General features: G+C 61.7%; 13 protein-coding genes, 1 other RNA gene and 2 pseudogenes. 6 read left to right on the plus strand and 10 right to left on the minus strand.

Annotated elements, in window-relative coordinates; translation table 11 throughout:
- Window positions 1–76 precede the first annotated feature (76 nt).
- From ACSQ3Z_RS01465 to ssrS, 6 genes and pseudogenes are all read right to left on the minus strand, one after another.
- On the minus strand, window positions 77–844 hold the full coding sequence (locus tag ACSQ3Z_RS01465) for a TerC family protein (protein ID WP_436169633.1): 768 nt from the start codon (window positions 842–844) through the stop codon (window positions 77–79).
- A gap of 71 nt (window positions 845–915) precedes the next feature.
- Window positions 916–1,740: a TIGR00282 family metallophosphoesterase gene (locus ACSQ3Z_RS01470; protein ID WP_436169634.1), complete on the minus strand. Its 825-nt coding sequence runs from the start codon at window positions 1,738–1,740 to the stop codon at window positions 916–918.
- Window positions 1,741–1,813: 73 nt separating this feature from the next.
- Window positions 1,814–1,900: pseudogene (locus ACSQ3Z_RS01475) on the minus strand (5-formyltetrahydrofolate cyclo-ligase); the annotation flags it as partial.
- Between the two features lie 29 nt (window positions 1,901–1,929).
- Window positions 1,930–2,379 (minus strand): hypothetical protein, encoded by a 450-nt coding sequence (locus ACSQ3Z_RS01480; RefSeq protein ID WP_436169635.1) that lies wholly within the window; start codon window positions 2,377–2,379, stop codon window positions 1,930–1,932.
- A 62-nt stretch (window positions 2,380–2,441) separates the two neighbouring features.
- Window positions 2,442–3,023 (minus strand): 5-formyltetrahydrofolate cyclo-ligase, encoded by a 582-nt coding sequence (locus ACSQ3Z_RS01485; protein WP_436169636.1) that lies wholly within the window; start codon window positions 3,021–3,023, stop codon window positions 2,442–2,444.
- A 95-nt stretch (window positions 3,024–3,118) separates the two neighbouring features.
- A non-coding RNA gene (ssrS, locus tag ACSQ3Z_RS01490) (6S RNA) lies at window positions 3,119–3,274 on the minus strand.
- 157 nt (window positions 3,275–3,431) lie between these two features.
- Here ssrS and ACSQ3Z_RS01495 point away from each other — a divergent pair.
- From ACSQ3Z_RS01495 to msrB, 5 genes are all read left to right on the plus strand, one after another.
- Window positions 3,432–4,271, plus strand: a complete 840-nt coding sequence (locus tag ACSQ3Z_RS01495) for an AAA family ATPase (protein WP_436169637.1) — start codon at window positions 3,432–3,434, stop codon at window positions 4,269–4,271.
- Window positions 4,272–4,365: 94 nt separating this feature from the next.
- Window positions 4,366–4,812: an N-acetyltransferase family protein gene (locus ACSQ3Z_RS01500; RefSeq protein WP_436169638.1), complete on the plus strand. Its 447-nt coding sequence runs from the start codon at window positions 4,366–4,368 to the stop codon at window positions 4,810–4,812.
- Between the two features lie 8 nt (window positions 4,813–4,820).
- Window positions 4,821–6,011: a vWA domain-containing protein gene (locus ACSQ3Z_RS01505; RefSeq protein ID WP_436169639.1), complete on the plus strand. Its 1,191-nt coding sequence runs from the start codon at window positions 4,821–4,823 to the stop codon at window positions 6,009–6,011.
- 18 nt (window positions 6,012–6,029) lie between these two features.
- On the plus strand, window positions 6,030–6,827 hold the full coding sequence (locus tag ACSQ3Z_RS01510; protein WP_436169640.1) for an MBL fold metallo-hydrolase: 798 nt from the start codon (window positions 6,030–6,032) through the stop codon (window positions 6,825–6,827).
- A 193-nt stretch (window positions 6,828–7,020) separates the two neighbouring features.
- Complete coding sequence (gene msrB / locus ACSQ3Z_RS01515; protein WP_436169641.1) at window positions 7,021–7,422, plus strand: peptide-methionine (R)-S-oxide reductase MsrB; 402 nt, start codon at window positions 7,021–7,023, stop codon at window positions 7,420–7,422.
- Between the two features lie 128 nt (window positions 7,423–7,550).
- Here msrB and ACSQ3Z_RS01520 read toward each other — a convergent pair whose 3' ends face one another.
- Window positions 7,551–7,895 carry a hypothetical protein gene (locus tag ACSQ3Z_RS01520; RefSeq protein WP_436171809.1) on the minus strand — a complete coding sequence of 115 codons (345 nt, stop codon included), beginning with the start codon at window positions 7,893–7,895 and terminating at the stop codon, window positions 7,551–7,553.
- 209 nt (window positions 7,896–8,104) lie between these two features.
- On the opposite strand from ACSQ3Z_RS01520, the gene ACSQ3Z_RS01525 reads away from it, so the two are divergent.
- Window positions 8,105–8,614, plus strand: coding sequence for an arsenate reductase ArsC (locus ACSQ3Z_RS01525; protein WP_436171810.1), 510 nt, complete (start codon window positions 8,105–8,107; stop codon window positions 8,612–8,614).
- Window positions 8,615–8,652: 38 nt separating this feature from the next.
- On the opposite strand, the gene ACSQ3Z_RS01530 is transcribed toward ACSQ3Z_RS01525, so the two are convergent.
- The 3 genes and pseudogenes from ACSQ3Z_RS01530 to ACSQ3Z_RS01540 form a co-directional block, all read right to left on the minus strand.
- The gene (locus ACSQ3Z_RS01530; protein WP_436169642.1) at window positions 8,653–9,105 is read right to left on the minus strand and encodes a hypothetical protein; all 453 of its coding nucleotides are present in this window, start codon (window positions 9,103–9,105) and stop codon (window positions 8,653–8,655) included.
- A gap of 108 nt (window positions 9,106–9,213) precedes the next feature.
- Window positions 9,214–11,370, minus strand: a pseudogene (locus tag ACSQ3Z_RS01535) (TonB-dependent siderophore receptor).
- 380 nt (window positions 11,371–11,750) lie between these two features.
- Window positions 11,751–12,011 (minus strand): DUF2312 domain-containing protein, encoded by a 261-nt coding sequence (locus ACSQ3Z_RS01540; protein WP_006204859.1) that lies wholly within the window; start codon window positions 12,009–12,011, stop codon window positions 11,751–11,753.
- Window positions 12,012–12,246 lie beyond the last annotated feature (235 nt).

Genomic DNA, 12,246 nt, shown 5'->3' on the forward strand with positions numbered 1-12,246 from the left:
GAGCAATTTCAGGAAAAGTGTGTAGTGGTTTTCCGTCCGGAATTGCGCAAAAACAAAAGGTTAGAGCCGGCCAGCCTCAGTGCCCGCCGCCGGACCTTGCCTTCCTCCGCCGCCGCGCCAGCATGTTGAGGCCTTCGACCAGCGCCGAGAACCCCATAGCGGCGTAGATGTAGCCCTTGGGCACATGGTAGCCCATGCCGTCGGCGATCAGCGTCATGCCGATCATCAAAAGGAAGCCCAGCGCCAGCATGACGATGCTCGGGTTCTTGGCGATGAAGTCGGCGAGCGGCCCGGCCGCCAGCATCATCACGGTGACCGCCACGATCACGGCGATGTACATGATGGCGATCTCGTCGGTCATGCCGACGGCGGTAATGATCGAATCAATCGAGAAGACCAGATCGAGCAGCAGAATCTGGAAGATGGCGCCGGCGAGCGAAATCTGCAGCGTCTCGCCGAGCATCGTGTCCTTGTGGTCGTCGGGATCGACCGTGTGGTGGATTTCCTTGGTCGCCTTCCAGACCAGGAACAGGCCGCCGGCGATCAAGATCAGGTCGCGCCAGGAAAAGCCGTGGCCAAGCGCGGTGAACACGGGCGTCGTCAGCTGGACGATGATCGAAATGGTGGCAAGCAGCACCAGCCGCATGATCAGCGCCGCCGAGATGCCGAGCCGCCGGGCGCGGGCGCGTTGCGCTTCCGGCAACTTGTTGGTCAGGATCGAGATGAAGATCAGATTGTCGATGCCGAGCACGACCTCCAGCACCACCAGCGTCAGCAGCGCGACCCAGGCGGTCGGGTCGGAGAAGAAGGCGAAATGCGGCGCCAGGAATTCGATGAGCTGCATGGAGGTCGTCCCCTCTACGATCTGAAGCAGGTGTCGCCGGCAATTAGGTATTGCGTGCGTCTATATCAATGTCACGACCAGAAGGACGGCGCGGTTTCCTCGAGCCGTGGCCCGCGACGAAACGGCGCGATCTTCTCGGCCAGCCCGGTGCGATCGGAAATATCGACGCCGACACCGCACAGGGTAGCCGGACCGTTTGCCGCCTCGAACCGCCCTTTCGGCACTTTCGACAGGAAGCGGTTGAGTGGCTCCTCCTTGTCCATGCCGAGCGAGGAATCATAGTCGCCGCACATGCCGGCGTCGGACATGTACCCAGTGCCGCCATTGAGGATCTGGTGGTCGGCGGTTGGCTGGTGGGTATGCGTGCCGACGACAAGGCTGGCGCGGCCGTCGACGAAATGCGCAAAGCACATCTTTTCCGAGGTCGCTTCGGCGTGGAAGTCGATGACGGCCGCATCGGCCTGTTCGCCGAGCGGACAGGCGGCGAGCTCGCGTTCGCCGGCCTGGAACGGATCGTCGAGCTCGGGATGCATGAAAACACGGCCCATGATGTTGGCGACTAGCACGCGCGCGCCGTTTCTGGCGATGTAGACGCCGGAGCCGCGCCCCGGCGTACCCTTGGGGAAATTGGACGGGCGCAGGAAACGCTCCTCGCGCGGCGCGAACGCCAAAGCGTCGCGCTGGTCCCAGACATGGTTGCCGGTGGTGACGACGTCAGCTCCCGCCGCGATCGTGTCGCGAAAGATCTCTTCGGTGATGCCGAAGCCGCCGGCGGCGTTCTCGCCGTTGACGACGACGAAGTCGAGCTTGAAGTCAGCGATCAGGCCGGGCAGTTGTTCCCACACCGCCGTGCGTCCAGTCTTGCCAACCATGTCGCCGAGGAAGAGAAGTCTCATAAGATCCCGAGCCGAAAGTCCATGAAGCACCAGCTGCATGACTTTCCGCAAAAACCATGCACCCCAAGACTATCTACAATTGCGGAGTGAAGCGACGCAACCCGCTCTCGGTGAGTATTTCCGGAATGATCACGTCGTGATTCTCATCCGGCACCTGCGCGCCCGCAACGCGATCGGGCTAGGCGACGTCTACGGCGCGTTCCGTCGGCGTAGCCAGAAGAACCAGACGTAGAAGGCGGTGAAACCACCGGTAGCGGCAAGGAGCAACAGCGCGCCGCGCCAACCTTTGGCTGCGGCGGTATCGAGGTTCGACGGATCGGCAGGGTCGTAGTACAACTCTACCTTGTCGCCCATGGACACTCCATAAAGACCGATAACCTTTTCCTTTCCGGACCAAGTCATCGGCGCGTTGTTAGCCATATAGGTGACAGCGACATTGATGCCATCTTTGGTGAGGCCGTTTTTCTGCATTTCAGTGTAGGGATTGACATCCGTCACGGTGGCGACCGTCTGATACCAGACGACCTGATGATACAGAGAGGTTCCGATGATGTGCAATCCCATCGCAAACAGCACTACCGCGATCAGGGCGAACGGCATCAGGAGGAAACGCATTAAGACCATAGCTATTGCTGCCATCGAATCGGATTGTATTACAGAAGTACTATCCGATATGTCTTAGAAACGCGTTAAGCAGATCATCACATATCGAACCGGCGCAACCCGCTCTCGGTGAGTATTTCCGAGATGATGACGTCATGGTTCTCGTCCGGCACCTGCGCCACCTCCTGGCAGTCGAAGGCGATGCCGATCAGCCTGGGCGGCTGCCCCTTGTCGACCAGCTTGGCGATCGCGCGGTCGTAGTAGCCGGCGCCGTAGCCGATACGGTGGCCACGCGCGTCGAAAGCGGCAAGCGGCACCAGCATCACCGCCGGGTCGAGCACCGCGGCCTCTTCATGCGGGCCGATTGTGCCGAAGCCCATCTCCACCAGTGGCGTGCCACGCACCAGTTCGCGAAAGACGATGGTGGTCTTGTCGAGGATCGCCGGCAGGCAAAGCCTTGCGCCCTTTTCGCGCAAGGCGAACATCAGCGGCCGGACATCGACCTCCGAACGCATCGGCCAGAAGCCGGAGATGATCTGGCCCGGTTCGATCGCGATCTGGTCGCGAGCGGTCTCGGCCATTTCGAGCGCGATTTCCACGCGCCAGAATTCGTCGAGCGCATCACGTCGCCCGAGCGCTTCCTTGCGAAGATGTCTTTTCAGGTCTCTCGAAGATGTCATGCGCCAAGGTAGAAAAGGTCAGATTGGGGATGAAGTTTTGGAAGCGACGTTTTCCACCTTATGATCCACCGGAATGCGTGGATGCCTTGCGAAAATGACGATCCACACAACCGGTGGAGAAGTCGATCCCGGGTGCCTACAAAGTAGGTGGGCGCCGTGTGAGAAAACCCACGGGTCTTCCCAGGGACAGCTCCCTAAGGATCGTTAAGGCCCCGGGGAAAAGTGTCTCCTGCCGGGAAGCGCAGACCGCCGACCCCAATATAGGCCGATGGGCGGCCAAGCGCCAGAGACACGGCATGGTTGGCGGCCTTATCATTCAGAATTTCCGCCATACGCAGCGCCCGAGCTCGTGCTTGCGCCGGGGTGGCCGCATCCTTACGGTCGGCTCGATCGAACCGAGGAGCAAAAATGCGTTTCGAAGGCACGGCGGCCTATGTCGCCGACAAGGATCTGATGGTGGCCGTCAACGCGGCGATCGCGCTGGAGCGGCCATTGCTGGTCAAGGGCGAGCCCGGCACCGGCAAGACGGAACTTGCCCGCCAGGTGGCGGCCGCGCTCGGCCTCGAGCTGATCGAATGGCACGTCAAGTCGACCACAAGGGCGCAGCAAGGCCTCTACGAATATGACGCCGTCTCGCGGCTGCGCGACAGCCAGCTCGGCGACGACCGCTTCAACGACATCAGGAACTACATCAAGCGCGGCAAGCTCTGGGAGGCCTTCGCTGCCGGCAGAAAGGTCGTGCTGTTGATCGACGAGATCGACAAGGCCGACATCGAGTTCCCCAACGACCTGCTGCAGGAACTCGATAGGATGGAGTTCTTCGTCTACGAGACCGGCGAGACGATCCAAGCCGCGGTCAGGCCAATCGTCATCATCACCTCCAACAACGAGAAGGAACTGCCGGACGCCTTTTTGCGCCGCTGCTTCTTCCACTACATCCGCTTTCCCGATGTCGAGACGCTGCACAGAATCGTCGACGTCCACTATCCCGGCATCAAGCAGAACCTGGTGCGCGCCGCCCTCACCCAGTTCTATGAGATCCGCGACGTGCCGGGGCTGAAGAAGAAGCCGTCGACCTCCGAGGCGCTCGACTGGATCCGGCTGCTGGTTGCCGACGACATCGCGCCTGAAGACCTTCGCGCCGATCCGAAGAATGCGCTGCCCAAACTGCACGGCGCGCTGCTGAAGAACGAGCAGGACGTGCACTTGTTCGAGCGCCTGGCCTTCATGGCGAGACGGCAGGGGTAGGAAAAGACCGGACAGCGCTTATCCCCTCGCTGGACCGTTGCCGCCAACCGGGCGCCGAGGCAGCTTCAAGCCACAAGCTTCGGAGGAGAACGAAATGACCGAGATCACCATCCGCCCCTTGGCGCAGTCCGACCGTGCCGATTGGCAGCGCCTGTGGACCGCCTATCTCACCTTCTACGAAACCAAGTTGCCGGAAGAGGTCTATGCCGTCACCTGGAAGCGGCTTTTCACGGTCGGCGAATTCGAGCCGAAGGGTTTTATCGCCACGCTCGACGGCAAGGCTGTCGGCCTCACCCACTATCTCTACCATCGCTCCTGCTGGTCGCAGATGAACAACTGCTATCTGCAGGACCTGTTCGCCGACCCGGCGGTGCGTGGCAAGGGCGTCGGTGCGGCCCTCATCGAAGCGGTCAAGCAGGAGGCCGGCAAGATCGGCGTCAAGAACGTCTACTGGATGACCCACGAAACCAATGCCACCGCACGCAAGCTCTACGACTATGTCGCGCGGCGCACCGGCTTCATCGAATATGATCTGCTGTAGATAGCGTCATGTTCATCCCCTTCTTCCTTGAGCTGAAAGCAGCACGCGTTCCCGTCTCGCTTCGTGAATATCTGTCGCTGCTGGAGGGGCTGGAGGCCGGGCTGGTCGACTATGACGTCGAGGGTTTTTACTACCTCGCCCGCACTGCCCTGGTGAAGGACGAGCGCCACATCGATCGTTTCGACCAGGTGTTTGCGCATGTCTTCAAGGGCGTCGAGGCGCTAGACGGAAACGCCGCTATTGACGTCAGAGACATCCCCGAGGAGTGGCTGCGGCGGCTCGCCGAAAAGCATCTGTCTGACGAAGAGAAAAAACTGGTCGAGTCGCTCGGCGGTTTCGACAAGCTCATGGAAACGCTGAAGCAGCGGCTGGAGGAGCAGAAGGGCCGCCATCAGGGCGGCTCGAAATGGATCGGCACCGGCGGCACCTCGCCTTTCGGCGCCTATGGCTACAATCCCGAAGGCGTGCGCATTGGTCAGCACGAAAGCCGCCACCGCCGCGCGGTGAAGGTGTGGGACAAGCGCGAGTTCAGGAATTTCGACGACGCCGTCGAACTCGGCACCCGCAACATCAAGATCGCGCTGAAGCGGCTGCGGCGCTGGGTGCGCGAAGGTGCAGAGGAGGAGTTCGACCTGCCCGGCACCATCCACGCCACCGCCGAGCACGGCTATCTCGATGTCAAGACGCGACCCGAACGGCGCAATGCGGTGAAGCTCTTGATGTTCTTCGATGTCGGCGGCTCGATGGACGACCACATCAGGAGCGTCGAGGAACTGTTTTCAGCCGCCCGCGCCGAATTCCGCCAGCTCGAATATTTCTATTTCCACAACTGCCTCTACGAAGGCGTTTGGAGGGACAATCGCCGCCGTCTCGCCGAGACGATCCCGACCTTCGACCTGCTCCACAAATACGGGCCGGACTACAAGGTGATCGTCGTCGGCGACGCCTCGATGAGCCCGTACGAGATTGCGCACCCCGGCGGCTCGGTCGAACACTGGAACCCGGAGGCAGGCGCCATCTGGCTCGGGCGTCTCTTGCAGCAATGGCCGAATGCCGTCTGGCTCAACCCGGAAAACCAGAAGAACTGGGGCTTTACCCATTCGATCGCTATGATCCGCGACATCTTCGGCGGCCGCATGTTCCCGCTGACGCTGGCCGGGCTCGAGGCCGCGACGAAGCAGCTTTCGCGCAAGCACTGAGCAATTCCCGGAGTCACCATGACCTGCTTCCTTTGCCTGCAATGCGGTGTCCAGTTCGCAGCGAGCGAAGCACCGCCGCGACACTGCCCGATCTGCGAGGACGAGCGGCAATTCGTGCGCTGGGAGGGTCAGGCCTGGATCACGCCGGAAGAGCTCGCCGCCACACATCGGCTCGCGGTGAAGGACGACGCCGGCGTGCTCGCCTTCGGCGTCGAGCCGCGCTTCGCCATCGGCCAGCGGGCGCTGCTGGTGCAAACGCCGCACGGCAATGTGTTGTGGGACTGCGTCTCGATGGTGAGCGACGAGGCGGTGGCCGAGATCAACCGCCGTGGCGGCCTGGCTGCCATCGCCATCTCGCACTGTCACTATTATTCGGCGATGGTCGAGTGGAGCGAGGCCTTTGGCGGCGTACCGATCTATCTCCACGCCGACGACCGTCAATGGATCATGCGGCCGGACAAGGCGATCGTCAGCTGGGACGGCGAAACGCGAGCCATAAACCCCTCGCTGACACTCATCCGCTGCGGCGGCCACTTTGCTGGTGGCCAGGTGATGCACTGGAAGCGCGACGGCGGCAACGTCCTGCTGTCCGGCGACACCCTGCAAGTCACGCCGACCCGCCGCCATGTCAGTTTCATGTACAGCTACCCGAACCAGATTCCGCTCAACGCGGCGGCGGTGCGCCGCATCGCGGTGGCGCTGGAGCCATTCGAGTTCGACCATATCTATGGTGCCTGGTGGGGCCAGAACATCATCGGCGGCGCCAAGGCGGCATTCGCCGCTTCGGTCGCGCGCTATCTCGCGGCTATCGCATGAGGCGTGATCGAAAATGCGGGCAAAACCCGTAACAAATGCCTATGTTGGAGCGAACATAGGTTGCAACTCGCGCATGACCCCGAACCTCCGGTTCGGAAAGGATTATGCGCAAACCAAAGTGCTACAGCGTCCTTTGCGCGTCCGACGGACGCGCGGCGCTGTAGTAACAAGCCGCCAAGGCTGAGGAGATCAAATGGACACCCACGCCTACCCCGTTACCCGCACCGATGCCGAATGGCGCGCACGGCTGGCGCCGGAGCAATTTGCCGTCATGCGCAACCATGGCACCGAACGTCCCGGAAGCTGCGCCCTGCTCTACGAGAAGCGCGCCGGTAGCTTTTCCTGCGTCGGCTGCGACCAGCCGCTGTTCGAATCCAAGCTGAAGTTCGAAAGCGGCACCGGCTGGCCGAGCTTCAACGACCCGGTGCCGGGCTCCGTCGAGAACACGATCGACCGCAGCTATGGCATGGTCCGCACCGAATGCCATTGCGCCCGCTGCGGCAGCCATCTCGGCCATGTCTTCGAGGACGGCCCGCCGCCGACCGGCCTGCGTTACTGCATCAACGGCGTGGCGCTGAAATTCGAGCCGGCCTAGAGCAATTCCAGGAAAAGTGTGAACGGTTTTCCGTCCGAAATTGCGTCCAAGCAAAGAGATGGAGTCGACCAGAATGGAAGGCGGCTTCGGCCGCCTTTTTCTTTGCAGCCAACAGGCATTCGAGCCTGTCAGACCACGACGACCAGGATCAGCCAAAGCGCGGAACCCAGCATCATCAGCGAGGCTTTGGCGCCTCCGGATTTTTCCGCACTGCGCCAGACGGCAAAGGTCAGGAAGATGTTGTAGGGCACAGGCAGGAAATGCACCGCCAGGACTACGGCGAGCGGCAGCTTCATCCCGAGCAGGATCAGCGCCACCACCGACAAAGCGATGTTGATCGCCGTGCCGACAAACACCAGGTCGCGCCAGAACAGCCGATCGAGCGCCACTAGGCCTTGCCAGCGCGAGCGGAAGAAGCCCGGCATGCGGCTTGCCTTGCCGTCTTCGCCCGCGAAGGGCTCCGGAGCACTCATTGCCGCGGCCTTCTTTTTAACGGCGGCCGACATGCCGAACGCCGCGAGCCTGTCGACGCGATGCTATAGTCGAGTATGCGCGAGCCTATTATTTGAACGATTGTCATCAAACCGTCGTGAAACCTTCCTACGTCGCCCCTGTCGGCATCTTCGGCAATCTGTCGGAACTGCCGGCCAATCATCCAGTCGCCTGCCAGCGAGGTCTTGAGATGAGCGACAATTTCTACAACGTCCTGTTTCTTTGCAACGCCAATTCGGCGCGATCCATCATGGGCGAGGCCATCCTCAACCGGATCGGCGCCGGCAAGTTCAAGGCCTTCTCCGCCGGTTCGCAGCCGAAAGGCACGGTCAATCCTTATGCGCTGCAACTGCTGGAAAGCCTCAACTACGATACGGGCTTTGCCCGCTCGAAAGGCTGGAACGAATTTGCGGCGCCTGACGCGCCGGAAATGAACTTTGTCTTCACGGTCTGCGACAACACCGCGAACGAGACGTGTCCTATCTGGCCCGGCCACCCGATGACGGCGCTCTGGGCGATACCAGACCCGGCCAAGGCGGACGGCACCGACGCCGAGATGCACCTCGCCTTCGCCGATGCCTATCGCATGCTGAACAACCGCATCTCGCTGTTCACCAACCTGCCCGTGCACGCGCTCGACCATCTGACGCTGCAAAACCATCTCGACGAGATCGGCCGCGACACGCCAAAGCCGAACTGACCGGGCCATTGCGATCCCATCGGGATGGCGGCAGGCGATCACGGACCGTCGCCGCCATCTCCGAGCACTTCGATCACGGCGCGCTCGAATCGCGAGCATTCCGTCACCAGCCAGTCGGCCATCGCCGGCCAGTTGTCCTCGGCAAAGCAGTTCACGCGCCACAGCGAATTGATGCCGAGGCCCTCGCAACTCTGTTCCGGCCTGAGCTTCAGCCTGTCTTCGATCGCCGGCTGGAACGGCCTCAACCGCGACCAGGCCTCGGTGGCACCGAACTTCTCGTTGCGACCGAAGAAAACGCCGACATGGTTCTGCGCCGGCGCGACATACATGGAAAGGACCAGGGCGAAGTCTGGTAGCCCGCGCTGCCAGAACCAGGGTCCGCGCCGCACCAGCCGGACCCTTTCTTCCGGATGCCGTTCCGCGAACAGGGCCCAGAAGCCGCGTTGGCGGAATTCCGAACCGCGGCGGGCGCCAAAATCGAATTCGCTCATGGTTGGTTCGATGCTCGTTGCAGCCTTGGATAGCAGAGGCTGCCTTACATCACACCATCATGCTGACATGCAACGATCACGCCCGGCCATCGCCTGAGAGCACGGAACCTACCAGCGATACTTCAACGACGCGGTCATGTTGCGGCCCTGGCCGAGATAGCAATAGCCTTCGTTGCACACCGTCGCGCGGTCGTCGGCGATGTTGCGGACGGCAAAGGCCGCGGTGACGCCGTCATACTTCTTGTCGATGGCGCCGAAATCGTAGGACGCGGAGGCATCGAGATAGATGGCCGCGTCATTCTTGCTGGTGTTGGCGGTGTCCGTATAGGTCTCGCTGAGGAACCGTACCCCGGCCCCCACCGACAGGCCTGGAACGGCACTGCCTTCGTCAAATTTGTAGTTGGCCCAGAGGGTTGCCACATGTTCGGGCGTTACCGAAGGGACCTTGCCGATCTCTGTAGGATCGAGCGCGGCGGTGATCTCGGCATGGTTGAAGGTATAGGCAGCAATCACATCCAGCCTATCCGTGACGGCGGCACGCGCCTCCAGTTCCAAGCCCTTGCTGGTCACCTCACCCAGCGAGCGATAGGTCGCGACGGGATCGACCAGAACCGGCTTGTTCTTCTCGACAAGATGATAGGCGACCGCCGACAGCAGGATATCGGTCCCCGGCGGCTGGTATTTGACCCCCAGTTCGAACTGTTCGCCCTTCAACGGCTCGAGAATGGTGCCCGAAACCGACTGGTTGGTAATCGGCTCGAACGAGGTCGCGTAGCTGGCGAAAGGGGCGATGCCATTGTCGAACAGATAGAGAGCGCCGGCCTGGACGCTGAAGGCATCCTTCTTCACATCCTCGGGCGCGCCGCCCAAAAGCTGAACGCGCGTCTGTCCGACCCAGGTCTGGCGGCCGCCAAGCGTGAAACGCCATCTGTCCATTTCGATCTGGTCCAGCGCATAGATGCCGGTCTGCCGCAGGTCCGCGTCGGACTGCGCAAGAGTTTAATCCGGCGTCGGGCCGGAAACGCCATAGGTCGGATTTGCGATGTCGAAGTCGAAGGCTGGATTGACGGGATCCGCTCCGTAGCCGAAGGACGACGTCAGGTCCGTATAGTCGAGGCCGAAGAGCACTGTGTGCGCCAGCGGCCCGGTGTCGAACTTGGCTTCGAGCTGATTGTCGACCTGGAAGACGTTCATCTCGTCGCGGATCGAACTTGCGCCGCGATGGGCAACCGTACCGGTCCAGCTGTAGATGCTGAGGTAGCGCGACTGCAGGTCCAGATGCGAATAGCGGAGGTTCTGGCGCAATGTGATGCCGCCGTCGAACTCGTGCTCGAACTTGTAGCCGATTTGCTGCTGCCGCACCTTCTGATAGTCATAGTCCGGATCGCTGGAGCGCAGCTGGAGAATCTTTCCCGATGGGTCGGTCACCGCGCCGACGTTGGTGTCGGTCTCGTCGGCCTGCACGAGCCCATAGATCGTGAAGGACGTGGCGGCATCCGGAGCCTAGGTAAGCGAAGGCTGCAGGAAATAACGGTCGTCGGCGATATCGAAATTGGTTTCGCCGTTCCGCGCCAGGCCGACGACCCGGTACAGCAAGTCGTTGCTGCCCTCCTGAACCGGGCCGCTGAAATCGAATGCTGCCTGCGCCCTATCCTGTGTCCCGTAGAGCAGCTCCACCTCGCGGATCTTCTCTTCGGTAGGAAGCTTCGACACCTTGTTGATGATGCCGGCCGGCGTGCCGGCGCCGTAGAGGACCGATACCGGCCCCTTGATGACCTCGACGCGCTCGAGCGAATAGGGGTCGGTGCGGAAGGTGCCGTAGTTCATGTATGGCTGGCGCAGGCCGTCCTTGTAGTCGCCGATCGTCGTCGTGCCGTAGCCGCGGATGTAGATCTGGTCAAAACGCGGATCGAAGCCATAGCCGCCGGTTGTCACGCCCGCCGAGTAGCGGACCGCTTCGATGATGTCCTGCGCGCCGCGCTGTTCCATCTCCTTGCGCGTCACCACCGAGACGGAGCGCGGCGTCTCGATCAGCGGCGTGTCGGTCTTGGTTGCGCCGGAGCTGCGCTTGGCGACGACCGTCTTGCTGTCCTCCTCGGACGCGCTTTGAGCGGCCTTGTCGCTCAACGTGATCTGCTCCAGCACCGTCGTGCCGCCCGATGCGGGAGCGCCGCTTTCCTGTGCCGCCGCATGACCTGCGCAAAGCAGCGTCGACAGCCAGGCAATCAGCCACTTCCGATGGAAAGCACCCGTCGCTGTCACGATGAAACGCCATTTGAATTTGCCCCACTGCCTCTGACCGCCGCAGGGCCGCCAGAGGCGCCTGGGCTCGAATTGTCGACTATTTGTGTCAAGTTCAATGTTGACTATGAGACTCATGTTTCATAGTCAACCGGTTATCAGGCATGCGTGAAGACAAATCGCATCCGCAGGGTGGAGACGCTAACGAAGCTGGGAAAGAAAAGGGCATCGCACCAGCGAGGCGCGCCTTGACGATGTCTGCGGCGATGTCGGCGACGGTGCCCCGCCGCCGCTCATCATGTCGCGACAGATGCGTCTTCCGGGCTTAAGGCAATTCCCGGGAAGGCGCGAGGCGAGGCTGGCAGCGCCGCGCCTGTGTCAAAAAGAAAGGGCCGGGCCGGTTCTTACACCATGCCGAGAGCGGCTTTGTACAGATCGAGGATGCTTTCCTCTTCCTGCCGCTCAGCCTGGTCCTTCTTGCGCAGCCGGATGATCGAGCGCATCGCCTTGGTGTCGAAGCCGGTGCCCTTGGCTTCGGCGAACACTTCCTTGATGTCGTCGGAAATCGTCTTCTTTTCTTCCTCGAGCCGCTCGATGCGCTCGATGAAGGCGCGCAACTGGCCGGCGGCAACAGTCTGGCTGGTCTCGGTGATGTCGTCGGCCATTTTTTCTCCACGTCGTTTCGGCGCCGCGCTCAGGCGATTCTCGCCGCGGCAAATTCGAGCGGGTTCGATGCCCGAGCGGGCGGCGCGGGTCAAGCCGTTATCGATGCGACATGAAGGGTTGGGCACACCCTAAGGTGTGTTGAGATTCGGGTCAGGCCGAGCCGGAGTCGAAGACGGACGCGAAGCGGCCAAACAAGGTGGTTTCCGAGAACCGGAGCGGAGCGTACTTAAAGTA

It is taken from the genome of Mesorhizobium sp. LjNodule214 (assembly GCF_964252735.1).
Classification (GTDB): domain Bacteria; phylum Pseudomonadota; class Alphaproteobacteria; order Rhizobiales; family Rhizobiaceae; genus Mesorhizobium.

Excerpts from the sequence above, each read along its gene's own strand:
- ACSQ3Z_RS01525 (WP_436171810.1), top strand. The coding sequence starts at position 8,105 with ATGAGCGACAATTTCTACAACGTCCTGTTTCTTTGCAACGCCAATTCG.
- ACSQ3Z_RS01520 (WP_436171809.1), bottom strand. The coding sequence starts at position 7,895 with ATGAGTGCTCCGGAGCCCTTCGCGGGCGAAGACGGCAAGGCAAGCCGC.
- ACSQ3Z_RS01510 (WP_436169640.1), top strand. The coding sequence starts at position 6,030 with ATGACCTGCTTCCTTTGCCTGCAATGCGGTGTCCAGTTCGCAGCGAGC.
- ACSQ3Z_RS01505 (WP_436169639.1), top strand. The coding sequence starts at position 4,821 with ATGTTCATCCCCTTCTTCCTTGAGCTGAAAGCAGCACGCGTTCCCGTC.
- ACSQ3Z_RS01470 (WP_436169634.1), bottom strand. The coding sequence starts at position 1,740 with ATGAGACTTCTCTTCCTCGGCGACATGGTTGGCAAGACTGGACGCACG.
- ACSQ3Z_RS01495 (WP_436169637.1), top strand. The coding sequence starts at position 3,432 with ATGCGTTTCGAAGGCACGGCGGCCTATGTCGCCGACAAGGATCTGATG.
- ACSQ3Z_RS01480 (WP_436169635.1), bottom strand. The coding sequence starts at position 2,379 with ATGGCAGCAATAGCTATGGTCTTAATGCGTTTCCTCCTGATGCCGTTC.
- msrB (WP_436169641.1), top strand. The coding sequence starts at position 7,021 with ATGGACACCCACGCCTACCCCGTTACCCGCACCGATGCCGAATGGCGC.
- ACSQ3Z_RS01485 (WP_436169636.1), bottom strand. The coding sequence starts at position 3,023 with ATGACATCTTCGAGAGACCTGAAAAGACATCTTCGCAAGGAAGCGCTC.
- ACSQ3Z_RS01465 (WP_436169633.1), bottom strand. The coding sequence starts at position 844 with ATGCAGCTCATCGAATTCCTGGCGCCGCATTTCGCCTTCTTCTCCGAC.
- ACSQ3Z_RS01530 (WP_436169642.1), bottom strand. The coding sequence starts at position 9,105 with ATGAGCGAATTCGATTTTGGCGCCCGCCGCGGTTCGGAATTCCGCCAA.
- ACSQ3Z_RS01500 (WP_436169638.1), top strand. The coding sequence starts at position 4,366 with ATGACCGAGATCACCATCCGCCCCTTGGCGCAGTCCGACCGTGCCGAT.
- ACSQ3Z_RS01540 (WP_006204859.1), bottom strand. The coding sequence starts at position 12,011 with ATGGCCGACGACATCACCGAGACCAGCCAGACTGTTGCCGCCGGCCAG.